24 protein-coding genes are annotated in these 23,071 nt (G+C 36.9%); 12 read left to right on the forward strand and 12 right to left on the reverse strand.

Going from position 1 to position 23,071, the window contains the following annotated elements:
• The first annotated feature begins 14 nt into the window (after nucleotides 1-14).
• A complete protein-coding gene (locus tag AC3RVG_RS13600) occupies nucleotides 15-662 on the forward strand; it encodes a carbonic anhydrase (protein WP_489692020.1) in 648 nt (215 codons plus the stop codon).
• A 52-nt stretch (nucleotides 663-714) separates the two neighbouring features.
• Here AC3RVG_RS13600 and AC3RVG_RS13605 read toward each other — a convergent pair whose 3' ends face one another.
• From AC3RVG_RS13605 to AC3RVG_RS13640, 8 genes are all read right to left on the reverse strand, one after another.
• A complete protein-coding gene (locus AC3RVG_RS13605) occupies nucleotides 715-1,293 on the reverse strand; it encodes a T9SS type A sorting domain-containing protein (protein ID WP_489692021.1) in 579 nt (192 codons plus the stop codon).
• Between the two features lie 84 nt (nucleotides 1,294-1,377).
• The gene (locus tag AC3RVG_RS13610) at nucleotides 1,378-2,265 is read right to left on the reverse strand and encodes a DUF5777 family beta-barrel protein (protein ID WP_489692022.1); all 888 of its coding nucleotides are present in this window, start codon (nucleotides 2,263-2,265) and stop codon (nucleotides 1,378-1,380) included.
• Between the two features lie 5 nt (nucleotides 2,266-2,270).
• Nucleotides 2,271-2,648, reverse strand: coding sequence for an OB-fold protein (locus AC3RVG_RS13615; RefSeq protein ID WP_489692023.1), 378 nt, complete (start codon nucleotides 2,646-2,648; stop codon nucleotides 2,271-2,273).
• Nucleotides 2,649-2,659: 11 nt separating this feature from the next.
• On the reverse strand, nucleotides 2,660-3,208 hold the full coding sequence (locus tag AC3RVG_RS13620; protein WP_489692024.1) for a YceI family protein: 549 nt from the start codon (nucleotides 3,206-3,208) through the stop codon (nucleotides 2,660-2,662).
• A gap of 5 nt (nucleotides 3,209-3,213) precedes the next feature.
• Nucleotides 3,214-3,576, reverse strand: coding sequence for a c-type cytochrome (locus tag AC3RVG_RS13625; RefSeq protein WP_489692025.1), 363 nt, complete (start codon nucleotides 3,574-3,576; stop codon nucleotides 3,214-3,216).
• Nucleotides 3,577-3,739: 163 nt separating this feature from the next.
• Nucleotides 3,740-5,245 carry a hypothetical protein gene (locus tag AC3RVG_RS13630; protein ID WP_489692026.1) on the reverse strand — a complete coding sequence of 502 codons (1,506 nt, stop codon included), beginning with the start codon at nucleotides 5,243-5,245 and terminating at the stop codon, nucleotides 3,740-3,742.
• A gap of 158 nt (nucleotides 5,246-5,403) precedes the next feature.
• Entirely contained in the window at nucleotides 5,404-5,871 is a 468-nt protein-coding gene (locus AC3RVG_RS13635) for a hypothetical protein (protein ID WP_489692027.1), read from the reverse strand.
• A gap of 47 nt (nucleotides 5,872-5,918) precedes the next feature.
• A complete protein-coding gene (locus AC3RVG_RS13640; RefSeq protein ID WP_489692028.1) occupies nucleotides 5,919-7,682 on the reverse strand; it encodes a hypothetical protein in 1,764 nt (587 codons plus the stop codon).
• Nucleotides 7,683-7,785: 103 nt separating this feature from the next.
• On the opposite strand from AC3RVG_RS13640, the gene AC3RVG_RS13645 reads away from it, so the two are divergent.
• The 3 genes from AC3RVG_RS13645 to AC3RVG_RS13655 all read left to right on the forward strand — a co-directional run bounded on the left by AC3RVG_RS13645 (nucleotide 7,786) and on the right by AC3RVG_RS13655 (nucleotide 11,965).
• Nucleotides 7,786-8,295: an RNA polymerase sigma factor gene (locus tag AC3RVG_RS13645; protein ID WP_489692029.1), complete on the forward strand. Its 510-nt coding sequence runs from the start codon at nucleotides 7,786-7,788 to the stop codon at nucleotides 8,293-8,295.
• 201 nt (nucleotides 8,296-8,496) lie between these two features.
• Nucleotides 8,497-9,423 carry a FecR family protein gene (locus AC3RVG_RS13650; protein ID WP_489692030.1) on the forward strand — a complete coding sequence of 309 codons (927 nt, stop codon included), beginning with the start codon at nucleotides 8,497-8,499 and terminating at the stop codon, nucleotides 9,421-9,423.
• Nucleotides 9,404-11,965: a TonB-dependent receptor gene (locus AC3RVG_RS13655; protein ID WP_489692031.1), complete on the forward strand. Its 2,562-nt coding sequence runs from the start codon at nucleotides 9,404-9,406 to the stop codon at nucleotides 11,963-11,965. The genes AC3RVG_RS13650 and AC3RVG_RS13655 overlap by 20 nt, the downstream gene beginning before the upstream one ends.
• A 72-nt stretch (nucleotides 11,966-12,037) precedes the next feature.
• On the opposite strand, the gene argS is transcribed toward AC3RVG_RS13655, so the two are convergent.
• Nucleotides 12,038-13,813: an arginine--tRNA ligase gene (argS, locus tag AC3RVG_RS13660; protein ID WP_489692032.1), complete on the reverse strand. Its 1,776-nt coding sequence runs from the start codon at nucleotides 13,811-13,813 to the stop codon at nucleotides 12,038-12,040.
• A 212-nt stretch (nucleotides 13,814-14,025) separates the two neighbouring features.
• On the opposite strand from argS, the gene AC3RVG_RS13665 reads away from it, so the two are divergent.
• Nucleotides 14,026-14,658 carry a MarC family protein gene (locus AC3RVG_RS13665; RefSeq protein ID WP_489692033.1) on the forward strand — a complete coding sequence of 211 codons (633 nt, stop codon included), beginning with the start codon at nucleotides 14,026-14,028 and terminating at the stop codon, nucleotides 14,656-14,658.
• A 3-nt stretch (nucleotides 14,659-14,661) separates the two neighbouring features.
• Here the strand turns inward: AC3RVG_RS13665 and AC3RVG_RS13670 are convergent, their stop codons facing one another.
• Entirely contained in the window at nucleotides 14,662-14,868 is a 207-nt protein-coding gene (locus AC3RVG_RS13670) for a hypothetical protein (protein ID WP_489692034.1), read from the reverse strand.
• Nucleotides 14,869-14,993: 125 nt separating this feature from the next.
• On the opposite strand from AC3RVG_RS13670, the gene AC3RVG_RS13675 reads away from it, so the two are divergent.
• Nucleotides 14,994-16,436 carry an SDR family oxidoreductase gene (locus AC3RVG_RS13675; protein ID WP_489692035.1) on the forward strand — a complete coding sequence of 481 codons (1,443 nt, stop codon included), beginning with the start codon at nucleotides 14,994-14,996 and terminating at the stop codon, nucleotides 16,434-16,436.
• On the opposite strand, the gene ctlX is transcribed toward AC3RVG_RS13675, so the two are convergent.
• On the reverse strand, nucleotides 16,423-17,334 hold the full coding sequence (gene ctlX / locus AC3RVG_RS13680; RefSeq protein ID WP_489692241.1) for a citrulline utilization hydrolase CtlX: 912 nt from the start codon (nucleotides 17,332-17,334) through the stop codon (nucleotides 16,423-16,425). The two genes, AC3RVG_RS13675 and ctlX, sit on opposite strands and share 14 nt — an antisense overlap.
• 186 nt (nucleotides 17,335-17,520) lie before the next feature.
• On the opposite strand from ctlX, the gene AC3RVG_RS13685 reads away from it, so the two are divergent.
• The 6 genes from AC3RVG_RS13685 (at nucleotide 17,521) to AC3RVG_RS13710 (ending at nucleotide 22,651) form a co-directional block, all read left to right on the forward strand.
• Nucleotides 17,521-18,015 carry a DinB family protein gene (locus AC3RVG_RS13685; protein ID WP_489692036.1) on the forward strand — a complete coding sequence of 165 codons (495 nt, stop codon included), beginning with the start codon at nucleotides 17,521-17,523 and terminating at the stop codon, nucleotides 18,013-18,015.
• Between the two features lie 57 nt (nucleotides 18,016-18,072).
• The gene (locus AC3RVG_RS13690; protein ID WP_489692037.1) at nucleotides 18,073-19,647 is read left to right on the forward strand and encodes a T9SS type A sorting domain-containing protein; all 1,575 of its coding nucleotides are present in this window, start codon (nucleotides 18,073-18,075) and stop codon (nucleotides 19,645-19,647) included.
• 81 nt (nucleotides 19,648-19,728) lie between these two features.
• Nucleotides 19,729-20,166 (forward strand): thioredoxin family protein, encoded by a 438-nt coding sequence (locus AC3RVG_RS13695; RefSeq protein ID WP_489692038.1) that lies wholly within the window; start codon nucleotides 19,729-19,731, stop codon nucleotides 20,164-20,166.
• Nucleotide 20,167: 1 nt separating this feature from the next.
• A complete protein-coding gene (locus tag AC3RVG_RS13700; protein WP_489692039.1) occupies nucleotides 20,168-21,157 on the forward strand; it encodes an FAD:protein FMN transferase in 990 nt (329 codons plus the stop codon).
• A 34-nt stretch (nucleotides 21,158-21,191) separates the two neighbouring features.
• Nucleotides 21,192-21,407: a DUF4266 domain-containing protein gene (locus AC3RVG_RS13705; RefSeq protein ID WP_489692040.1), complete on the forward strand. Its 216-nt coding sequence runs from the start codon at nucleotides 21,192-21,194 to the stop codon at nucleotides 21,405-21,407.
• A gap of 8 nt (nucleotides 21,408-21,415) precedes the next feature.
• Entirely contained in the window at nucleotides 21,416-22,651 is a 1,236-nt protein-coding gene (locus tag AC3RVG_RS13710; RefSeq protein ID WP_489692041.1) for a DUF3570 domain-containing protein, read from the forward strand.
• A gap of 1 nt (nucleotide 22,652) precedes the next feature.
• On the opposite strand, the gene AC3RVG_RS13715 is transcribed toward AC3RVG_RS13710, so the two are convergent.
• On the reverse strand, nucleotides 22,653-23,066 hold the full coding sequence (locus tag AC3RVG_RS13715) for a hypothetical protein (RefSeq protein ID WP_489692042.1): 414 nt from the start codon (nucleotides 23,064-23,066) through the stop codon (nucleotides 22,653-22,655).
• Nucleotides 23,067-23,071 lie beyond the last annotated feature (5 nt).

Raw genomic sequence — 23,071 nt, forward strand, 5'->3', positions numbered from 1 at the left:
TCTTCAGAAGAACCATGAATATAGATCAAATTTTCAAAAATAATGAAGTCTGGGTAAACGAAAAATTAGGCGTTGATCCGGATTACTTCAAAAATCTTGCCGATGGCCAAAACCCCGATATACTATATATTGGCTGCAGCGACAGTCGCGTTACTGCAGAAGAAATTATGGGCGTAAAACCTGGGGATGTTTTCGTAATGCGAAATATTTCGAACATGGTGTCAAATCTAGATTTGAGCGCCATGAGTGTTATTGACTACGCAGTAAGCGTTTTAAAAGTAAAACATATAGTTATTTGTGGACATTACGGTTGTGGAGGCGTTAAAGCCGCCATGCAATCTAAAGACTTAGGAATTCTAAATCCGTGGTTGCGAAATATTCGAGATGTGTATCGCCTACATCGGGATGAATTAAATTCCATTACAGACGAAGAACAGAAATACAAGCGGTTGGTAGAACTGAATGTACAGGAACAGTGTGTAAACGTTATAAAAACCGCCGATGTACAGATTGCAGTAAGGCAAGGTCGTTTAACGGTTCATGGTTGGGTGATGGATGTTGCAACAGGAAAACTGATAGATTTAAAGATTGATTTCGAAAAAGTCCTCGAAGGAATTATGGAAATCTATCATTTGGATAAAGATAAAATAGAGTCCAAATAAAAAATAAAGAGGCTGCCTTATTGGACAGCCTCTTTTTAAAATGTAGAATTTTTTATCGCTTTACAACTTTAAAAGTTGACTGCATTTCTCCAGATGTTGCATTTATAAAATACATTCCAGATTCTAAATTAGACATATCTATTTCGGTAATATTTCCGCTTGCCGCACCTTGTGCAACAAGTTTACCTAAAATGTTGTGAATTTTGTAACTATCCAGCTTATAAAGAGAAGCCACCGTTAACTTGTTACTAACAGGATTAGGATAAAATGAAATATTCATTCTAAATTTATCTTCAATAGAAGCAAGATTGTCTACAGTAATTGTACCGGTCATATTTGAATGCACATCACAGTCATATTCATTTACGCCAATTTGCGTAAATGTATAAGAATATTGAAAGCCGTTTCCAGTTTCTATGCCGCTGTCAAAATCTTCTTGACTTCCGGATTCGCTGGTAACGGAATGAGGAACATCATCTGTCCAAGTCCATCTTACAGTATCGCCCGGTTCTATGGTTATACTCGCGTTCTGATTTGTTACTCCAACAAACCAGTCTAGGTCAAAGGTTGTTTGTGCACTTGCCATTGAGGCTGTAAGTGCCATCAAAAGAAATAGTTTAATTTTTTTCATAATATTTGATTTTAGATTAATAATTATTCGAATTGCTTTTATATTTTTCTTTTAAAATTCTACTATTTCTTTTATTCGTGCTTTTTAAAAAACGCGGCTAATATTAAAGCCGAAAAAGAAATTGCCATCGGTCCAATCTCCCTGCCCTTGTACAATATATCCTTCTTCAAACATGGCTTGCGCATTTGTAAAATGCATTTGGAATACGTGACCACCAGTTTCAATATCTACACCCACCGACAACGGGTTTCTGAAATTTGAATTATCGTTTCTATTTAAATGAAGACCATAGTCTGCATTAATACTCACTCGCTTAGATATTTTATATCGCCCGCCCAAACCAAGCGCGTATTGATTAGATTGTTCATCGTAATTTACTGTAGTTCCGTCTGCTAAAACTTCACGACTGCGAGTTGCTAAATTCTCATGAATATAAGTAGGAGCCAGCAATAGCGAAAATGATTCGCTAAATTTTTTCGACACTAATAATTGTGAAGTGTAGGTAAGTCTGTCTTCAAATTCCAGATTTGCATATTGGTCCTTTTCCAAAGAAGTATTTATTGTAACCAAGTTATAACCAACTAAGGTCACTGGAAAGCCGTCTCTCTCCTGCGGAATTAAACGATATTTAATTTGAGCTCCATATTTTTGTAGAAGAGAACTACGCGCTATACCTACGTTCAACCAATCGGTAAAACCGTAAATAAATTTTAACTGGGTAACCGCATTGTCAAGCCCAAAGAAATCTTTGACACCGTTTTTTACTGAACCGAAGCGATGCGCCACTACAAAATAAAAGTCGTTTTTATCTGCAAGTTTGGTAGTTTCAAAGTTAACAACTTTCAGGCCTTTAAAGGCAGATGTTACGGTTTTATCTACCACCGCTTCACTTTCAAGACCGTCCAGTAAATCATCCTGAGCTAAAAGCCCCAGCGGAAGAAAGAATATTAAGAATGCTATTTTTTTCATCATTGGTCCTATTTTATCAGTGTACTTTGATCCAGTTTTACAATTTCAAATAACTCGTCATAACCTATGCATCTGCCTTTAATCTTTACTTTTTCGTTTTCATTAACATCTGTATTATTTTCATCGAAACTTGCGTAAACACTTTCGTCAAGGGTAATTGCGCCTTTTTCTATACTCGTAATTACACCAGTAACAGTTATAGTTTTATTCAGCAAGTCTTCGGCGTCATCTGTTTTAAAACGTTCTAATAAGTACGGAGCTGTAATCTCAAGCTGCGAGGTTTCAGTCTTTATATCTCTGTGATCTTGGTAGATGTAGTTATAGCCAAAATAGCCCACCAATCCTAGAATCAAAATCAGGTATAAAAATTTTCTTTGCTTGCTCATCGGTTCTATTTTTATTGTTTTTGTAAGCTGAATACCACAAAAACGTTAACGTCTTCGGCAATTTTATTACTTACAATTGATGGGATTTTAATGTTGAAATCTTCTGGTTGCATTACAAATTGAGCGCTGAGCATTACTACATCTCCCTTAACAGAAATGACTGCGGGCACCTCCATATTTTTGTCTACACCGTGTAGGTTGAAAGTTCCTTTAATTAAATATTCACGCTTTCCAGAAATTTCAGAAATATCAAAATCTTGAATAGTTCCTTTAAAAGTTGCCTTTGGATATTTTGAAGATTCTATATAATTTTCATTAAAATGCTCTTCCATTAAAGCCACTTTAAACCGAAATCCTTTCGTTAGTGCGAGTGCTGCAAAATTTCCTGAGGCTGCATCTAAAACAGCGCTAACATTGGTGTTTTCTGCCTTTACTTCTTCAAAAGAAGGAACAGAAGCTTCAAAATTTATTTGCCCAGTTTTAGTGGCAAATTTTTCCTGCCCTACGGTTGTAGCAATAAATGCGAAGCAGATGATTAATAAAGTGGTTGTAGTTTTCATAATTATTAATTTTCCAGTAGTCCGTCTATGTTCCACTGCATTATTAAATCTATTTGTTGTTGTGGCAGGCGCGGTCCGCCCAAAGGCATCAATCCCTGTGCGCCTTCTTCTCTACTTATTCGGTCTAAAAGCCCTCTATCTTCCACCGCATCTTTTACTTCAGAAAAGTTAGTCAATGCCATAGGCGCCCCGTTTTGCGGAGGATTGCTGTGGCATACCGTACAATTGTTTTCAAAAATTGAAGCTATTTCTTGATAGGTTACCAGCTCGCCTTGAGTTTCCTCTTGAATTTCTTCAATATCATCGTAGGTACTAGTGCTGCAACTCACTATTAAAAAAGAAAAAAGAATCAGAGCGTATCGTTTCATAATGCGTTAGTTATTTTGCTTTAACTATTAATATAACATTTCAAAAAAGAAAAACCCTACTTCTTTTCCAAAAAAATATTTCCATAACGTGTTGAAATTCAAAATATAGAAAACAATAAAGCCATGGCGAACCATGGCTTTAAAGTGGGGGAAAAAAAGAAAATTATAGCTTCTGAAAAGTTAAGTAATCTGTGCCGCCATTACCGCCGCTTACATCAAAGAGTTCGACTCTAGTGTTTGTGTAGGTAACAACATCCCAATCGTCGTTAAATTCATCAAAAGGAATTGCAGTTCCAAAATCTAGTATTACATCTAGACCGCTACCGCTGGTTACCACACTCCAAGTGCCGTTTATGGTATTATTGCTGTTTACCGCCTGCACACTTCCATCAGCGTTAAATGTAAGCGCATAACCGTTGTAGTCATTTGTTTGATCATCGCCATCGTCTATGTAGCTTTCTACAAACCATTGACTATCAATTAAGATATTTGTTAGCTCTGTAGTGTTTCCACCTCCGCTGCAACCTTGGTGCGGATTTCTTCCAAAATCGAGATAATCTGTACCGCCGTTTCCGCCGCTAACATCAATTAATTTAATGATTTGAGCATCAAAACTTATTACATCCCAATCATCATTTAAGTCATCAAAAGGATCATCGCCACCTATTATTTCGAAGTTTAAGGTAAGATCTATTCCGCTGCTACTACTCGTAACTGCCCAGGTACCGTTAACAGTATTGTTAGTACTTGTAGCTGTAACTGTTTCATTTGCATTAAAAGTGAATTGGTAATCTACATAATCACAAGTTTCGTCAATACCATCGTCATCTAATAGATTCACATACCAAACGCTGGTTGTAAGATTATCAACAAAATCTGAAGTATTTCCACCTCCGCCACCACCATTCGGGGTGCGTTCGTAAGTTAAAAAGTCTACACTACCGTCGCCACCGCTAATGTGTTTTAACTTAATAATATCTTGGGTAGCTTCAATTATATCCCAATCCTCATCAAGCTCATCAAATGGATCATTTATTCCAAAGAAAAGATTTAAATCTGGCGTATTGCTATTTGTCAAGCTCCAAGTGCCATCTACAGTATTTGTAGTACTTACCGCTTGGGCCGTATTGTTTGTTGCGAATGTAAATTCATAACCAGCAAAATCACTAGTTTCATCTACATCATCGAAAAAATAAGTAACAAACCAAGAGCCAGAAGTTAATATGGCTTCAAAATCTGAAGGCACACCTCCCCCATTCGAGGAACAGCCAGAAATTAATGTTATTAATTCGGCATTGCTATTAACTTCCATTATAGTGCCATCCTGCAAAACAACGCTAATAGGAAACTGCAAGGCTATATAAGTTCCAGTTTCTAAGGAAAGCAATAAGGCTAGAAGTTCACTATCACTACCAACCGTTTGTGATCCGGTTTGCTGCTGATTTGAATTATAAATGAAGAAAGTAACAGGATAAACAAGATCTATACAATCTATTGAAGACGTATTATTACCGTCTGTGGTGCGAAGCAATAAATTCCCCAATTCGGAATCTACCGCTATTATGTTTGAATCTGGATTTTCAGAAGGCGTTGAGTCGTCTTCGGAACAAGAGTTTGCCGCGAAAATTAGCAGGCAAACAAATACTGATAATTTGATGAATCTATTCATTTTATTTTTTTTATGTTTTATATAATTAAGACAGCCAACGCAAAGAAAACCCTACCCTGAAATTTATTATTTTGAAGAAAAGATGAAATCTTCCCTAAATAATTTGACAAAAAAAACCATCCGTAAATAGGATGGTTTCATTTGAAAATAAAAAGGTTTTATATTTTTTCGAAAGTTAAAAAATCTGTGCCGCCATTACCGCCGCTTACATCGGTTAATTCAATTTTTGAATTACTAATAGAGATTATATCCCAATCGTCTGAAAGGTCTTCAAAGTCTGGTGGCGAAGCAAAGAAAATATTGAAATCAATGTCGCTTGAACCTCCGTCGTCATCGCTAGAATTGCTGTCTGTTATAGACCATGTTCCAGTAATTGTTGTGCTTCCATTTACCGCTTCTAAAGAACCATTTTCATTAAACTTAAAAATATAACCAGTAAAATGGTCTGTTTCTACTTGATCGGAATCAAAAAAGTAAGTGATTTTCCAACTCCCGCTTTGTGCAGTATTTATAGCATCGGCAACTGATGTGTCTTGGTTTGAATTGTTATCGTCATCTTTATTACAGGACATTGCCAAACCTGTGAATATAAAAATAAAGAGAATTGCTTTTAACGTGAATTTCATAATTTATTTTTTTAGTTTTAATAATGGTGTGAAAAAATTGGGGTTATTTAATTCTTTTTGAAAATTAAAGTATCTTCAATCTGCCCTTGACTGTTACGGGTAATAAATGTTACTGAAGTTGGTGAATACTGCAAAGCTTTATATTCCTGGCTATCTGCACCATTAATTGGGCTGTCCATATCAAGTTCAAAATTGAGTTCTTGGCCAGTTACAGTTACAATCCATATTCCGTAAACGTTCTCTGTACCGTTGGTAGCATAAACAGTCTGATTGTTGTAAAAGTTGAAATCGAACCCATTAAAATCTGCAGTTTCATCGTCGCCATCATCTAAAAACTTTTCAACATACCAAGTTCCAGATTCAAGAATATCTCGCAGCTCTTGTGGGTCGGGACCGCCACCACCGCCACCATTTGGTTCACGACCAAAAGTAAGATAGTCTGTTCCGCCACCACCGCCACTTACATCGGAAAGTCTAATAATGGTTTGAGTTGCTTCCAGCACATCCCAATCATCGTTCAGATCTCCGAAATCACCGTTAGTTGTTGTTTCAAAATTTAAGATAAAATCTAAATTGCCACTATCTACTTGCGCAGTCCAATACCCATTAATTGTATTACTATTGCTTACTGCTGTGGCAGAACCATTTCCGAAGAAAGTAAATTCATAATCATTGAAATTTACTGTGTGGTTTGTTCCGTTCTCCTCAAGCAAGTTTACGTACCAACTTCCGGTAATCAAATTTTCAATAAAAAGATTGAGTTCAGTATTTGTCCCGCCAGTGTTCGGTTCGCGGCCAAAAGTCAAGTAATCTATGCTTCCGTCGCTGCCGCTAATGTGTTTCAGTTTAATAAAATCTGCGTTGGCTTCAAGTATTTCCCATTCTTCGTCTAGTTCGTCCAGCGGTGCATTTGTTCCAAAGAAAAGATCGAATTTAAAATCATCAACAAGTGCCCAAGTTCCATTTACAACTACTCCCGACTTTACAGTCTGCGCCGTTCCGTCTAAAGCAAAAGTAAATTCATATCCAGCATAATTGTCGGTTTCGTCATAGTCGTCAAAAAAGTAATCTACATACCAAGTGCCAGTGGTTAAATCTTCTTCAAATTGCGAAATATCTATCGGGTCTCCGTTGGTATTCGCCACACAATCTAAAATCAATGTTTGCAGTTCTTGGTTGTTGTTCACTTGCACAGTTGAACCATCTGCCAATTTAACCGAAATAGGAAAATCCAGACTGATAAAAACATCTGGCCCTAAACTTTGCAGAAAATCGAATAGCTCCCAATCATTAGTAATAGCAACCGTTCCCGTTTGCTGCTGATCTGTATTGTAGGTGAAAAAAGAAATAGGATAAACAATATCCAAGCAGCCAATTTCAGCATCGGCAATATCACAGGTTGCAGCAAGCGCATCCAAATCGGTTTGATTGTTGAGCGTTACTTGAGTATAATCAAATAGCTCGAACGAAATAGGAAATATAATTTCTAAAGTATCCGTGTCGTTTGGAAACAGGTTGAAAATATCCTTAATAATATTTATGTCTTCGGGAGTATTCACCGTCACTTGCTGTCCGTTGGCAATTACCGTTACGGGCAAAATTATTGAAGCGCAGCTATTTTGGTCGATTATATCGTCATACGCACCCGGACTTTGTGATGTGCGCAACAACAATCCCGTCAATGGAGAATTGGCGGTAATGGTGTCTTCTTCAGTTTCATCAATATATTCCTCTTCTTCTTTTTGGCAAGAAAAAAGAGAAACACTTAACAGAAACAAAACGAAAAAACGGAAAAAGTGTATTTTTTTCAAATTTTAAACTTTTGCTATACATTAATAACAAATTAATAAAAATAAACCCTACCCTACAAGTTGAATAACTTTTAAATATATTTGAAATAGATCAATCCCTTTTATGAAACAACCCGAAAACGTCTGTAACGAAAATACGTTTAACCAACTGTATGAATCTCATGGAAAACCAGTTTGGCGGTTTATCTATTTTAAATGTGGCGACACAGCGCAGGCAGACGATTTGGTGCAGGAAGCTTTCATAAAACTGTGGCAAAACTGCGCGAAAGTTACTAAAGAGAAGGCGAAATCGTTTTTATACACCGTTTGTAACAATGCATTTTTGAATGAAATAGCTCATAAAAAAGTAGTTTTAAAACACGCTAAAAGACAGCCCGATAAAACTAATTACCAGTCTCCAGAATTTTTGATGGAGGAAAATGAGTTTCACGAAAAGCTCAAAAATTCCATCGAAAATCTTACCGAAGCACAACGCACCGCTTTTCTTTTAAACCGTATTGAAGGAAAAAAATATGCTGAAATAGCTGAAATGCTGAATATTTCAGTAAAAGCAGTTGAGAAAAGAATGAGCCAAGCATTGGCAGTACTTCGGAAAGAAATTGGGAACGTTTGAAATTTTATATTATGTTATTGATAGACTTAAGACTGGATGACATAGGACGTAAGACAAAGTATTTTGTGACAAAAATAAATTTCAAATTTTTTAGTCATATGTCTTACGTCCTTTAATCATATATCGGACTTGTTATTAGGTTGGAATAAGGATAATGAAAAAAATAATGGTAGGGTATCGCTCAGTATAACTGTTTCACCTATGAACACAATAGAAATGGAAAAAGATTACATATTGCACAAATGGCTAAACAATGAAGCCACTCCAGAAGAACTGGAACAGTTAAAAGCCGATCCGGAATATGCTTCATATATTCAAATTGCCGCTGCCAGCTCTGGTTTTGAGGTTGCCGAAATGAATTCCGAAGCAAATTTTGAAGCTATTTCAAACCATATAAAACCCGTTCGCCAATTACAAAAACCGAATATTTTTTCAGTTGTTTGGAAGGTGGCTGCGGTATTCGCATTGCTGTTTGCTGGATATTATTACACTACAACGCTCGATACTTCAGTTAAAACTGAAGTTGCTCAAACTGAAAACTTTTCGCTACCCGATGGCTCGGAAGTAGCATTAAATTCGGATTCAAAAATTACGTACAACAAAAAGAATTGGGATGATTCCCGCGAACTTTCGTTGGATGGCGAAGCGTATTTTAAAGTAACTAAAGGAAGTAAATTCAGCGTAAAAACTGCCGAAGGAACTGTAAGCGTTTTGGGCACACAGTTCAATGTTTCTGCACGAGACGGGCTTTTTACCGTTGCTTGTTACGAAGGTTTAGTTAGTGTAGCCTTTAACGATAATTCGTTAAAACTGCCCGCTGGAAAGAAAGTGCAAATAGAAAATGGTAAATTGGTGGTTAATGAAGCTAACGAAGACACTTCGCCAATATGGCTTCAAAATGAAAGCAGTTTTGAAAATGCTCCACTGCAAATAGTTATAAAAGAACTTGAAAGACAATTCACGGTCAAAGTATCATTAAAAAACGTAAATTTAGAAAAAAGATTTACTGGCACATTTACCCACAAAAATCTTGAACTTGCATTAAAATCAATTTGTGAGCCCCTGCAGTTGGACTATAAAATAAATAATAACGGAGCAGTAACCATTGATGCCAAACATAGCAAGTAGCTACAGAGTCATTGTATTCCTTTTGGTATTCTGTGCCTTTGGAGCAAAAACCATTGCGCAGGAAACCGAAGAAACTACACTTTTGACCTATTTGGAAACCTTAGAAAAGGAAAATAATGTTCGTTTTTCCTACGTTCACGAAGAAGTTGAAGGAATTAAACTGAAGCAACCTCCAAAGGATGTGGCTTCAATAGAGAACATACTTTTATACCTTCGCGAAAACACGCCTTTCCTTTACAACCGCATAAATGAACGTTATATAACAATTACTTCAAAAGAAAATACTGGCCTTCTTTGTGGCAGGATAATCGACTTTGAAACCCAGTTACCGCTGGAAGGAGCAACCGTTATTTCTGAAGATAATTCTTTCAATACAATCTCGAATGCCGAAGGTTTTTTTTATGTTCCACCACAATTTAAAAACACAAACTTCACCATCTCTTTTGTAGGTTATTTGCGACTTACAAAAAACACTTCCGAACTCTCAACTGCATGTAGTGCCTTGCTGATGTTGCCTTCAATTTCTACACTTGAGCCCGTTTTACTACAAAACATTTTCACAAAGGGAATCGACAAAAACATGGACGGTTCTATTTTGCTTTCAACGGAACATTTTGGTTTGTTGCCCGGTCAAGTAGAAAACGATGTGTTGCAGATTGCACAAGCGCTTCCGGGCGTGGAAAGTGTGGATGAAACCATCTCTAACATCAACATTCGCGGAGGAATGCACGATGAAAACCTGCTGCTTTGGGACGATATAAAAATGTATCAAAGCGGTCATTTCTTCGGTCTTATTTCTGCCTTCAATCCAGACATAACAAAAAAAGTAACAATATATAAAAACGGAACCAACATTCGTTATGGCGAAGGGGTTTCGGGTGTGCTGGATATGCGTTCAAAAAATACAGTTTCATCAAAAACCGAAGCGGGAATCGGCTTCAATCTAATAAACGGAAGTGGTTTTGTGGACGTTTCAATTTCTGAAAAAGCAAGCATTCAAGTAGCTGGAAGAAAATCCATCAACCAACTTTGGGAATCGCCTATTTATAAAAATTATACCCAACGAATTTTTCAGGATAGTGAAATCAACAATGAAGAAAACAACCAAAATAATATTGGTATAAGCACGGACGAAAATTTTAGCTTTTATGATTTCGGCACCAAATTACTGTGGGATATTTCAGAAAAAGACAAAATACGCGTCAACTTTTTAACCATCGATAATTCCTTAGATTTTACTGAAACTTTAACAATCAATTCGCAATCGAAAACCAGCAAATTGGAGCAACGCAGTTTGCTTGGCGGCGTATCTTGGAATCGCTCGTGGAATGATAAAATTGAAACCACTGTTTTAGGTTATGGCACCTACTATTTGCTGGATGCAATCAATCGCGATATATTCACTACCCAGGAACAAATTCAAAAAAACGAAGTATTGGAAACTGGCGTTAAACTTGACGCAAACGTTATGCTTTCAGAAAACCTAAAGCTTCAAACTGGCTATCATTTTTCAGAAATTGGCATTGCAAATACACAAGATATTAACCTACCGCGATTTCGTAGCTATGAAAAAGATGTGCTGCAAACGCATGCTCTTTTTGCTGGATTGAATTATCTCTCGAATAATCAAAAAACCTTTATTGCTGCAGGTTTACGAGGAAATTATTTCGACAAGTTTGAAAAAATTTTAATTGAACCACGGTTGAGTCTGCATCAAAAATTCGGTAATGGTTTTGCGGTTGAGATTTTGGGCGAATTCAAAAGTCAAAGTGCAACACAAAGAGTCGATTTTGAAAGTGATTTTCTTGGTATCGAAAAAAGACGTTGGATTTTAGCCGATGAAGAAAACACGCCAATTTTAAAAAGCAAACAAGCCTCTGCGGGGTTTGTTTACAGCAAGAATGGACTTTTTATGAATGTGGAAGGATTTTATAAAATCGTGGAAGATATTAATAGTGCAAACCAAGGTTTTCAAAACCAGTTTAGATTTTCAAAAGCAATTGGCAATTACACTGTAAAAGGTGCCGAATTCGTAATCAACCATAAAACGAAATCTTTCAGCACTTGGGCCAGTTATGTGTTCAGTAAAAACGATTATGAGTTTGAAACCCTCGTCCCTCCAACGTTTCCGAATAATTTAGACATGCAACACGCTGCAACGCTCGCGGGAAGCTATTCGTGGAATACTTTAAAACTTGCTTTGGGCTTAAATTGGCACAGCGGAAAACCTTATACCATTCCTCTAAAAGATACCGAAACCACAATAGAAGGCGGATTTTCGACCATACAATATGATATTCCGAATAGCGAAAGGTTGCCAGATTATTTCCGAACAGATTTCTCTGCAGAATATCTTTGGAAACTCTCCCCAACCATCGATGCTAAAATAAATATTGCGCTTTTAAATCTTTTAAATACCGAAAACACTCTGAATATTCGTTATGCTTTGATACGGGACGAAAACAATGAAGTTTCAATAAATAAAGTTGAAGAAATCTCCTTGGGAATTACACCCAATTTTTCGTTTCAGGTTTTGTTTTAGAAGAGCATAAAAAACTTTGCGGCTTTGCGTGCAAATTTCTCTCGCAAAGGCGCCAAGTCGCAAAGAAGAAATCTACATTCGCTCCGGAACCTCAATTCCCAATAGCGCAAACGCACTTTTTATAACCTCAGCAACTGCTGCAGAAAGCTGTACACGGAAAGCTTTTTCAGCATCATTATCCGTTGCCAAAATTGGCACGTTTTGATAAAAACTGTTGAATTCCTTTACCAAATCATACGTATAATTTGCAATCAAAGCCGGGCTGTAATTAGCAGCCGCCAATTGAATAGCCTCAGGATATTGCTGAATAATTTTTATCAGTTCTTTTTCTTTGGGATGCATAGTCAACGATGTCAGGTCGAGCGCAGTCGAGACCTCCCCCGCTTTTCTCAAAATAGACTGAATCCGTGCATACGTATATTGAATAAACGGTCCCGTGTTTCCTTGGAAATCTACACTTTCTTCGGGATTGAAAAGGATTCGTTTTTTTGGATCAACTTTTAAAATATAATATTTCAAAGCTCCCAAGCCAATCATTCGGTAAAGTGCTTCTTTTTCTTCTTCCGAAAAATCATCAATCTTTCCAAGCTCTTCAGAAATATCGCGCGCAGTTGAAGTCATTTGCGCAATTAAATCATCGGCGTCTACAACGGTTCCTTCCCGGCTTTTCATTTTTCCCGAAGGAAGATCTACCATTCCGTAACTTAAGTGAAATAAGTTTTTAGCCCAAGTATAGCCCAGCTTTTTCAGAATTAAAAACAAGACTTTAAAGTGATAATCTTGCTCGTTTCCAACGGTGTAAATCATTCCGCCAACATCTGGGTGATCTTTTACACGCTGTACGGCAGTACCAAGGTCCTGCGTCATATAAACCGCCGTGCCATCGCTTCGTAAAACTAGTTTTTCATCAAGGCCATCTTCGGTTAAATCGCACCAAACTGAGCCGTCATCTTTCATAAAGAAAACATCGTTTTTTATGCCTTCTTCTATAATATCTTTTCCTAAAAGGTACGTATCGCTTTCATAATAATAAAAGTCGAAATCTACGCCGATAGATTTATAAGTTTCCTCAAAACCACTGTAAACCCAACCGTTCATTTTCTTCCAAAGTGCAACAGTTTCTTCATCGCCAGCCTCCCATTTTATTAGCATTTTTTGCGCTTCGAGAATTAATGGCGCTTTTGCTTTTGCTTCTTCTTCGGTTTTTCCTTCAGCTTTTAAAAGCTCTATTTCTTTTTTGTATTCTTGGTCAAATTTTACATAATAATTACCAACAAGCTTGTCGCCTTTTAAATCTGCGGCATCGGGTGTTTCACCGTTTCCAAACTTTTCCCAAGCCAGCATACTTTTACAAATATGAATCCCACGATCGTTAATAATCTGGGTTTTATACACTTTTTTTCCGGCAGCTTTTTCAATTTCAGCAACTGAATAGCCAAGCAAAACATTTCGAACGTGCCCTAAATGCAGTGGTTTGTTTGTGTTTGGCGAAGAATATTCAACCATCAACGCTTCCTTTCCCTCCGGAACTGTTCCGAATGAAGAGAAATCAGTCACGGAATTGAAGAAATTCAAATAATACGAATTGCTCAAAACGATATTCAAAAAACCTTGAACAACGTTGAATTTTTCAATTTCCGAAACATTTTCAACCAAATAGTTGCCGATTGCTTCACCAATTTGCACTGGATTTCCTTTTACAACGCGGAGCATCGGGAAAACTACTGCAGTAATATCGCCCTCAAAATCTTTGCGGGTTGGCTGCAATTCTACCGATTCAAGTTTGGCGCCGTACAGTTTTTCAACTGCAGCTTTAATTTGGGTTTCCAGGTTTTGTTGAAATGTCATAATAAAATTTTAAAAAAATATACTCCATGGCTGAAGCTTCAGAGTTTGAGGGCAAAGATACTTTTTTGAAGCGAGCCAGTAAAAAAAATAGTCGCATCTAATTTCAGAAAAGGAACAGTTTAAATCCTGCTTCAAACGAATATTAATAACCTTCATTTAATGTTTTGGTAAACTTCGAAACCGAAAACCGCACGTCCTTTGCGAAAAAAACTATGGATATATTTTTATACGTATTTGCGGCGCTATTTTCAGTAATAAATCCCCTGGGAACCGTCCCTGTTTTTGTAGGATTAACAAGTGATGAAACACCGCAGGAACGAAATAAAACGTCACTTTTAACCACGACAAATGTAATTGTGATTTTAATTATTTCCTTTTTCGCGGGAACTTATTTGCTAGACTTTTTCGGAATAAGTTTGAATGCATTGCGCATTGCTGGTGGGATGATAATTGTTACTTCGGGCTTTGCGTTGCTCACGGGAAGTTTTTCTAAACATAAAGGAATGAAGAACAAGCGGGTGCAAAAAGATTTGGACAAACGCGAAAAATTCTCGTTAACACCATTGGCAATCCCAATGCTAGCAGGGCCGGGATCTATTTCACTATTGATTACTTTTAATCAGAAATACCAAGCAACAAACGAAATTATAGTTGTGATTTTAGCAGTATTGGCGGTTGGTTTAGCCACGTTCATAATTTTACGATGCTCGCATTATATCAGTAAGTTTTTGGGAGCTTCGGGCATTAATGCTATTTCGCGAATTGTTGGATTTATTGTAATATCGATAGGAGTAGAATATATTAGCGTAGCCGTTATTTCTATTCTTAAAACGATAAACGCTTAAAATTTAGCGACGATTTTTAAGCAGTGCGCCCGCTATCAAAGCTAAAACGCCAATGCCAATCATCCCCAAAGTTTGATTTGTCAATCCCTCTTTGGCATTGACTTCCAAAGGGCCAATATCTAAAACTTGCTGAGGCACAAATGCATTGTAAAGTCCGAATACAATTAAGACGACCCCTACTATAAGCAATACAACTTTTAAAATTTTCATGGAATTTAATTTTGATTGGTTTAAGTTTTAAAGATACCGTTTTGTAAAATATAGGCGACTATATGTTAACGGGTATTTAACTGTTGTTTACTAATAATGAGTTATCTTTAAACAAAACTCAGAAATTGAAAATTCTACTTACTGGCGCTAACGGATATATAGGCATGAGATTGCTTCCCGAATTACTCGAAAACGGACACGAAGTAATCTGTGCAGTGCGCGATAAAAATAGACTGCCAATAGACCCAAAAACTACTGAAAGGGTAAGCGTAGTTGAAGTAGATTTCGCAGAAGAAGTTAATGCCGAATCCTTTCCCAAAGACATTGATGCAGCGTATTATTTAATACACTCAATGAGCGGTTCCACCACAAATTTTGATGAAATAGAAGCGCGTTCAGCTGAAAATTTCAATAAATATATGGCCACTACTTCGGTGAAACAGGTTATCTATTTAAGTGGAATTATTAACCAAGACGAGCTTTCAAAACATCTTTCTTCCCGAAAAAAAGTTGAAGAAATTTTATACGATGGCGATTACCACCTCACGGTCTTACGTGCCGGAATTGTAGTTGGTAGCGGAAGTTCTTCCTTTGAAATAATTAGAGATTTGTGCGAAAAACTACCAATAATGGTTGCGCCCAAATGGTTAAAAACTAAAATTCAACCCATTGCTATTCGCGATGTAATTGCTTTTCTGTACGGAGTTTTAGATAACGAAAAATGTTTCGATCAGTCGTTTGATGTCGGTGGCCCCGATGTTTTAACGTACCGAGAAATGTTAGAGAAATATTCTAAAATTCGCGGTTTGAAACTTTGGATAATTCCCGTGCCAATTATGTCGCCGCGATTATCTTCGTATTGGCTTTATTTTGTTACATCAACTTCATATAAACTTGCTGTAAACCTTGTGGACAGTATGAAAATGGAGGTAGTTGCCCGCGATAACAAACTTCAAAAAATTCTAAATATTCAACCCATTTCATACGAAGAAGCTATTAAAAAAGCTTTTATCAAAATTGAACAAAACCTTGTTATTTCAAGTTGGAAAGATTCTTTGACGGCAGGTAGGATTTCGAATTTAAAAGAATACATACAAGTGCCAAAATACGGCTGTTTAAAGGATGAGCAAGTTATAAAAGTAGCTGATCCCGAAAAAGCGTTGAACAACATTTGGGCCATTGGCGGCACACAGGGTTGGTACTATGCTAACTCGCTTTGGAGAATTCGTGGCTTTATCGATAAACTCTTTGGCGGTGTTGGCCTGAGACGTGGACGCACCCATCCCGATAAAATTTACACCGGCGATGTTTTAGATTTTTGGCGCGTACTTTATGCCGACAGAGAAAACAAACGATTACTACTATTTGCCGAAATGAAACTTCCGGGAGAAGCTTGGTTAGAATTCTGTATTAATGAAAAAAACGAATTAATACAGACCGCCACATTTAGGCCAAAAGGATTGTGGGGACGCTTGTATTGGTATTTAATGCTGCCATTCCACTATTTTATTTTTGGAGGGATGATAAAGAATATCGCTAAAGGAAATTACGTTTCTAAACCAAACTAAGTTTTGGCAAAAACACTTCAGCCATCATACAGCGGGCGCTTCCACCGCCACAGGTTTCAATAGTTGTAAGATCGCTGCTTAATATTTCGCAATGTTTTTCAATTGCATTCACTTGCTGTTTATTTAGGCTATTGTGAGCGGCGGAACTCATTATCAAATACTTTTTGTCCTTTCCTTGAAGTTGAAGCATATTACCAGCAAAATGGTGCATTTGCGCTTCAGTAATCGGAATAATTTCTTTTCCGTCCTTTTTTAGATGCTGAACAACGTTTTTCTTCTCTTTTGCATCATCAATAGTGTCTAAGCAAATAACACAGAATTTTTCTGCCAGACACATCATTACATTGGTGTGGTAAATTGGCACGCGTTTCCCGTCAACCGTTTGATTTGCAGTAAAAACTACGGGTGAATATTCAAAATCTTCACAAAATTCAATAAGCAATTCTTCATCGGCACGCGCAGAAAGTGCGCAATAAGCCTTATAATTTACTCGGTCTAGCAATAAACTTCCCGTGCCTTCCAGAAAAAGACCTTCATCTTCGGCAGAGGTATAATCGTAGATATTGTTAATTACAAATCCTTCTTTTTCTAAACGGATTAAAATCTCCTCGCGTCTTTCGCGACGGCGGTTTTCAGCAAACATCGGGTATAGTCCTATATCGCCATTTTCGTGAAAACTAATCCAGTTATTCGGAAAAATAGAATCTGGCGTATCCATTCGCAACTCATCATTTTCAACAATAACATTTACACCCACATTCCGCAATTTGTCAACAAAGGCATCAAACTCGTTCTGCGCCTTTAAATTAATTTCGGCATTTTGAAGTGCTATTTCTTCCTGAAAAAAATTGTTAACTGCCGTTTGCTCGTTCATACGGAACGCAACTGGGCGTATCATTACGATTGTATTTGTGATTTGCTTTGTCAAATTGAAGGAATTTTAAGGTGCAAATTTAAAGGAATTTCCGCTGGGAAAAATGCTTTTAAATGGGTAAATTAGTATCAGGAAACTTTAAACCAACTAAAGTGAATTTATGGTCCTATTGGATCGTGAGTTTTTACTTCAACCTTAAATTTCAAAATTATGGATACCTTAAAAAATTTAAAGGACGAATTAACCCATGAATACGAGATCACCAAAAAGTTCCTAAATAATTTTCCGAAGGACAAAAATGATTATGCTCCGCACGAAAAGAGTATGAAGTTAATAGATTTAACCACCCATATAACAGATATTTTTGGCTGGCCACAAGTAATATTGAGCACAGAGTTTCTAGATTTTGCAGATGATTACGCGCCCGAAAAAATGGCCAATAAAGAAGAATTGTTACAGCAGCTGGAAAAACAGCACAAAGCTGGAATGAAAGCCTTGGAAGGGGCGCGGGAAGAAGATTTAAACCCCACTTGGAGCATTAGAATGAACGGTCAAAAAATAATGGAATGGACCAAATACGGCGCCATACGGCACAGCCTAAACCAAGTAACCCATCACCGAGCGCAGTTGGGAGTGTATTACAGATTATTGAATATTGCTGTGCCGGGAAGTTATGGGCCTTCGGCAGACGACCAGATGGAGTAAATTTTTATCTTTAGGAACAATCTCAAAATTTTCGCCTTCAAAACAAAAATCCGAATAATGTTAAAAATCAACACAAAATCAATATTGGGTTTATTTGTACTTCTAAGCTTTCAATTTTCTTTTGCACAAGAAGGAGTATTGGATTTAGATTTTGGCGACCAAGGAACTACAAGATTTGCTTATACAGACAAAGGTGCAAGGGCCTTGGACTTACTTCTTTTGGAGGACAATTCAATAATTTTAGCGGTAAATAGCGAATTTAGACAAAATGGGGCTACATATAATCGTGGGTTTTACATTTATAAGTTAACCCATAATGGAGAAATTGATGACAGTTTTGGAAATAATGGAAGTTTATATTTTCCAAATAATAATCTTGAGAAATCCTATTTCTTTTCAATGCTATTACAATTCGATGGAAAAATTTTAATAATGGGTACAATAGAGGATGAGTCAAAATTAATTATGATAACCCAAAATGGCACTTTTGACCCAACATTCGGAATTGACGGAATTCAAGGTATTGGTAGCGGTTATAGAATTGCGCAACAATCCACGGGTAAAATAATTGTTCAAAGTCAATACTTTGATGGCTATAATAATATGTATAGTTTTTCAAGGCGAAATACAGATGGATCTTTAGATACAACATTCGGAGATAATGGCATCCAAATTACAGATGTTACCAATTATCGTTTTGATCTTTGTTTCGCAATTAAAATAGATGCGGAAGACAGAATTCTTGTTGGAGGCCCTTCCTATAATAATGGCGATGACTATCATCCTGTAATAACTCGGTTCTACGAAAATGGAACTTTGGACACTTCATTTGGAAACAACGGCACGGTGATTACTACTTTCGGACCTGGATCGAACTTGGGAGAAGTAGCTGATATTGCTGTTTTGGAAGATAAAATAATTCTCGGTGGAAATTACCAGTATCACGGTGGAACTGGAGGCTTTGGTGGAATTAAACCAGCAGTTGCAAAATTCAATAATGACGGCACACTGGACCAAACCTTCGGCCAAGGAGGAAAAGTAGTTATGGATACTTATTTAGATGCCAATGACCGTCTTAGAAGTATCGCCGTTCAACGAGATGGAAAAATAATATTGGGCGGTGGAGCTTCTTCTCCATTTCCGATTGTACATTCGTTTTTTTTCGTAATTAAGTTGAATAGTAACGGAAGTATCTATTCAGATTTTGGAGATAATGGAATTTTTGTAACCGATTTTGGCGGTTCAGAGACAAATTATATTACCGATTTAGTATTGCAAACAGATAATAAAGTTTTAGCTTTTGGCGTCACCACAGATGCGAACGATGAATATAGAAATGCAATAGTATGCCGTCTAGAAAATGAAATTTTAGAAGTACAAGATTTATTTGCCGAAAATGATATTCAGATATATCCAAACCCATCCAATGGTAATGTGAAAATAAAAAGTAAAAACCCAATCCAAAAATTGGAAATCTATAATCTTTTGGGCCAACTTGTAGCATCTAAACTATACGGTAATAATTGTCTTGAAATAGAATATGATTTAAGCAAATTCCAAAATGGAGTTTATACTGTTTTGATTTTTTCTGAGGATGAACGCACTGTTTCAAAAAAAATAATAAAAACCTAAAAAAGTTTCCTTCAAACACTTTTATCAACCTTCGGCACTAAAATTGAAACCCTAGCGTTTTAATCTATATTAAATATTCCAATGAAGACCATAATTTTATTATTCGTTAGTATTCTCTTCTCCATAACACTAACAGCCCAAGAATGGCAAACCGATTTTGAAACTGCAAAACAAATTTCTTCTAAAGAAAATCGCCCAATTATCTTGGTTTTTCAAGGTAGCGATTGGTGTGCACCTTGTATAAAATTAGATCGTGAAATTTGGAATACTGATACCTTTAAAGAATACGCAAAAGATCATTTTGTAATGTTGCAAGCTGATTTTCCGCGAAAAAAAATAAATACCCTTCCCGACGAACAACAGCAAAAAAACAATCAACTTGCCGAGAAGTATAACCAACAAGGCTATTTCCCTTTCGTAGTAGTTCTTGACAAAGAAGGCAATGTGCTGGGAGAAGCGGGTTATGAAAAAACGCAACCTACCGCATATATAGAAAAACTTGAATCGTTTATAAAATAGTTTGAAAAACACAATCTTAATCGCAATCGCACTGCTTAGTGTGAATTCAATATTTGCACAAGATATTTATAAACGCACCCTAAAATTAATGGGCAGCCGTTTTGAAATTACAGTAGTTGCCAACGATTCCGTAGCGGCTAATAATTATATTGATCTAGCCGTTGGTGAAATAACACGAATAGAAAAACTAATTTCTTCTTGGGATCCAGCCTCGCAAACCTCAGAAATTAACAGAAACGCAGGCATAAAACAAGTAAAGGTTGACGAAGAACTTTATAATTTGATTGGTCGTTCTGTTGAGATTTCAAAATTAACAGACGGCGCTTTCGATATTAGTTTTGCGTCGATGGATAAAATCTGGAAGTTCGACGGCAGCATGACCGAGATGCCTTCGGAAGAAGCTATAGCGCAATCTGTGGCAAAAGTTGGATTTCAAAATATAATACTCGACCCTGAAAACTTTACTGTTTTTCTGAAATTAGAAGGTATGAAAATAGGTTTCGGCGCCATCGGAAAAGGATATGCGGCCGATAAAGCCAAAAAACTTTTAATGGAAAAAGGCGTTAGTGCAGGAATAATAAACGCTGCAGGCGATATGAATACCTGGGGAAAACAACCCAATGGAGAGTTTTGGAAAGTAGCCATCACCAACCCGATGAACAAAGACAAAGCTTTTGCGTTATTACCTTTAAAAGATAATGCTGTGGTTACCTCGGGCAATTACGAAAAATACGTTTCATTTAATGGAATTCGCTACACACACATTATTGATCCCCGAACTGGGTATCCCGCCACCGGAATTATCAGCGCTACCGTATTTGCTCCTAAAGCCGAAATAGCCGATGCTTTGGCAACTTCAATTTTTGTAATGGGAAAAGATGTTGGAATCGATTTTATAAATCAATTACCAAAAATAGAATGTATTGTAATAGATGAAAATGGCGACATTTTCACTTCAAAGAATATTGAAATAGAAACGCTTAAAAAGTAAACAGTCACAGTTTTCAGTGGCATTATAAATAACTATGAAAAAAACAATAATCCTTTTCAGTATTATAATTTTGGGTTCTTTAAGTTCCTGTACGGTTGTAAAGGAATACGAAAAAGTAAAACTTAACGACCCAGATATGGTTTTGGGCGATAAAGCTGTTGATCGGTTTGAGGTTAATGCACAGGCTTATCGCGAAGCGGCTTCTGGCGCTAACGGAGGAAAAACTGGTGGCGGATGCGGCTGTAATTAAAACATTTTATGAAATTCTTAATTAGCACATTTATCATACTGTTTTCAGCAACAGTATTTGCGCAGGATTCTACTTCTACCTATAAAAAACGCGTACTTGAAGCCACCGAAGTAGATTTTCTTACAAGTTATTATAGCCAAGATGGCGACAATGCCGCCGTAAGTGGAGGTATTGGAACAGAAAAACTAACAGATTTCACGCCCACAATAGTTGTTGCAATCCCTTTAAATGCAGATGACGTTTTAACGATCGACGCTGGCGTTTCGGCTTATACGTCAGCATCTTCAAGTAATGTAGATCCTTTTGATAGTGATAGCCCTGCTGACCCTTATGTAGCATCTTCGGGCGCCTCGGCGAGTGATCTTTGGGCGGGTGCAAATTTCAGCTACACACATAGTAGTGATGACCGAAATAATATAGTAAGCGCCAAGGTTTCTGTTTCATCGGAGTACGATTATTTCTCTCTGGGTGTTGGCGGAAGTTACACCAGGCTTTTTAATGAAAAGAACACTGAATTAAGCGTTCACGCAAATGTATATTTAGATACTTGGAAATTATTGTACCCAATAGAACTGCGCGGATCTTCCACTTTTAATGAATTAGATAAGAAAAACCGAAATTCGTATTCAGTTGGTTTTGGGTTTTCACAAATACTTTCAAAAAGCCTTCAAGGCTCTCTCTCGTTAGATTTGGTTCAACAGCAAGGCTTGCTTTCCACTCCATTCCAAAGGGTGTATTTTAGTGATCTTCCCGATCGCTTCGCAGAAAATTTTCAGTTAGCTGATGATATTGAACGTTTGCCAGACACACGTTTTAAAACGGCTATCGGGGGAAGGTTAAATTATTATATAAATGAAATGTTTGTCCTTCGCACCTACTATCGCTATTATTTTGATGATTGGGGAATAAATTCGCACACGGCAAGTGTTGAAGTTCCTATAAAAATCTCAGATAAATTTACGTTGTATCCAAGTTATCGTTATTATAATCAAACTGCAGCAGATTATTTTTATCCCTACGAAATGGCGCTTTCTACAGATGATTTTTACACCGCAGATTACGACCTTTCTGAATTCTCTGCTAACCAATACGGGTTCGGAATAGGCTATACAGATATATTCACAAAGTTTAAATTATTCAGCTTTGGGTTAAAAAGTATAGATGTTAAGTACGATTATTACAAACGTGATAGCGGTTTAAACTACAGTCTTATCTCGGCAGGATTTAAATTTATTGGGAATTAATCTAAGCACTTAAAAAATCGTCGTCATTATCAAGATAGTCTCCGTATTCAGAAAGAAATTTTATGTAAACGCTATTTTGAAGATGGCCGCTTTCCAAACAACCGTTTAGTGTTTCTTCCAAATCTGAATAACCAACCGTATCTGAAATTGCATTATTTAAATCATAAAGCCTAACTGGATTTGTAGTTAAAGGCTTAGAATTCCAAATAGAAATAAGTTTTGCCTCATAATTAATATCGACGTCTACCGCATTAAAATAGAATAGCAACAGCGATTTATGGAATTCTTTAAAATCCTTATGCGGGCGAATTTTAAACTGGCAACTAACGCCAACTAGGTTTCGCATTCGCATTTGTAAAATTTTATCCTTAGTATCCATAATTCGCTCTATCTCTACTGAAGATAGACAAAACATGGTTT

Source organism: Aequorivita sp. IT1282 (assembly GCF_058068205.1).

Bases quoted from the DNA above. Each gene is read 5' to 3' on its own strand.
- AC3RVG_RS13600 (WP_489692020.1), top strand. From the start codon at position 15: ATGAATATAGATCAAATTTTCAAAAATAATGAAGTCTGGGTAAACGAA.
- AC3RVG_RS13605 (WP_489692021.1), bottom strand. From the start codon at position 1,293: ATGAAAAAAATTAAACTATTTCTTTTGATGGCACTTACAGCCTCAATG.
- AC3RVG_RS13610 (WP_489692022.1), bottom strand. From the start codon at position 2,265: ATGATGAAAAAAATAGCATTCTTAATATTCTTTCTTCCGCTGGGGCTT.
- AC3RVG_RS13615 (WP_489692023.1), bottom strand. From the start codon at position 2,648: ATGAGCAAGCAAAGAAAATTTTTATACCTGATTTTGATTCTAGGATTG.
- AC3RVG_RS13620 (WP_489692024.1), bottom strand. From the start codon at position 3,208: ATGAAAACTACAACCACTTTATTAATCATCTGCTTCGCATTTATTGCT.
- AC3RVG_RS13625 (WP_489692025.1), bottom strand. From the start codon at position 3,576: ATGAAACGATACGCTCTGATTCTTTTTTCTTTTTTAATAGTGAGTTGC.
- AC3RVG_RS13630 (WP_489692026.1), bottom strand. From the start codon at position 5,245: ATGAATAGATTCATCAAATTATCAGTATTTGTTTGCCTGCTAATTTTC.
- AC3RVG_RS13635 (WP_489692027.1), bottom strand. From the start codon at position 5,871: ATGAAATTCACGTTAAAAGCAATTCTCTTTATTTTTATATTCACAGGT.
- AC3RVG_RS13645 (WP_489692029.1), top strand. From the start codon at position 7,786: ATGAAACAACCCGAAAACGTCTGTAACGAAAATACGTTTAACCAACTG.
- AC3RVG_RS13650 (WP_489692030.1), top strand. From the start codon at position 8,497: ATGAACACAATAGAAATGGAAAAAGATTACATATTGCACAAATGGCTA.
- AC3RVG_RS13655 (WP_489692031.1), top strand. From the start codon at position 9,404: ATGCCAAACATAGCAAGTAGCTACAGAGTCATTGTATTCCTTTTGGTA.
- argS (WP_489692032.1), bottom strand. From the start codon at position 13,813: ATGACATTTCAACAAAACCTGGAAACCCAAATTAAAGCTGCAGTTGAA.
- AC3RVG_RS13665 (WP_489692033.1), top strand. From the start codon at position 14,026: ATGGATATATTTTTATACGTATTTGCGGCGCTATTTTCAGTAATAAAT.
- AC3RVG_RS13670 (WP_489692034.1), bottom strand. From the start codon at position 14,868: ATGAAAATTTTAAAAGTTGTATTGCTTATAGTAGGGGTCGTCTTAATT.
- ctlX (WP_489692241.1), bottom strand. From the start codon at position 17,334: ATGATACGCCCAGTTGCGTTCCGTATGAACGAGCAAACGGCAGTTAAC.
- AC3RVG_RS13685 (WP_489692036.1), top strand. From the start codon at position 17,521: ATGGATACCTTAAAAAATTTAAAGGACGAATTAACCCATGAATACGAG.
- AC3RVG_RS13690 (WP_489692037.1), top strand. From the start codon at position 18,073: ATGTTAAAAATCAACACAAAATCAATATTGGGTTTATTTGTACTTCTA.
- AC3RVG_RS13695 (WP_489692038.1), top strand. From the start codon at position 19,729: ATGAAGACCATAATTTTATTATTCGTTAGTATTCTCTTCTCCATAACA.
- AC3RVG_RS13705 (WP_489692040.1), top strand. From the start codon at position 21,192: ATGAAAAAAACAATAATCCTTTTCAGTATTATAATTTTGGGTTCTTTA.
- AC3RVG_RS13710 (WP_489692041.1), top strand. From the start codon at position 21,416: ATGAAATTCTTAATTAGCACATTTATCATACTGTTTTCAGCAACAGTA.
- AC3RVG_RS13715 (WP_489692042.1), bottom strand. From the start codon at position 23,066: ATGTTTTGTCTATCTTCAGTAGAGATAGAGCGAATTATGGATACTAAG.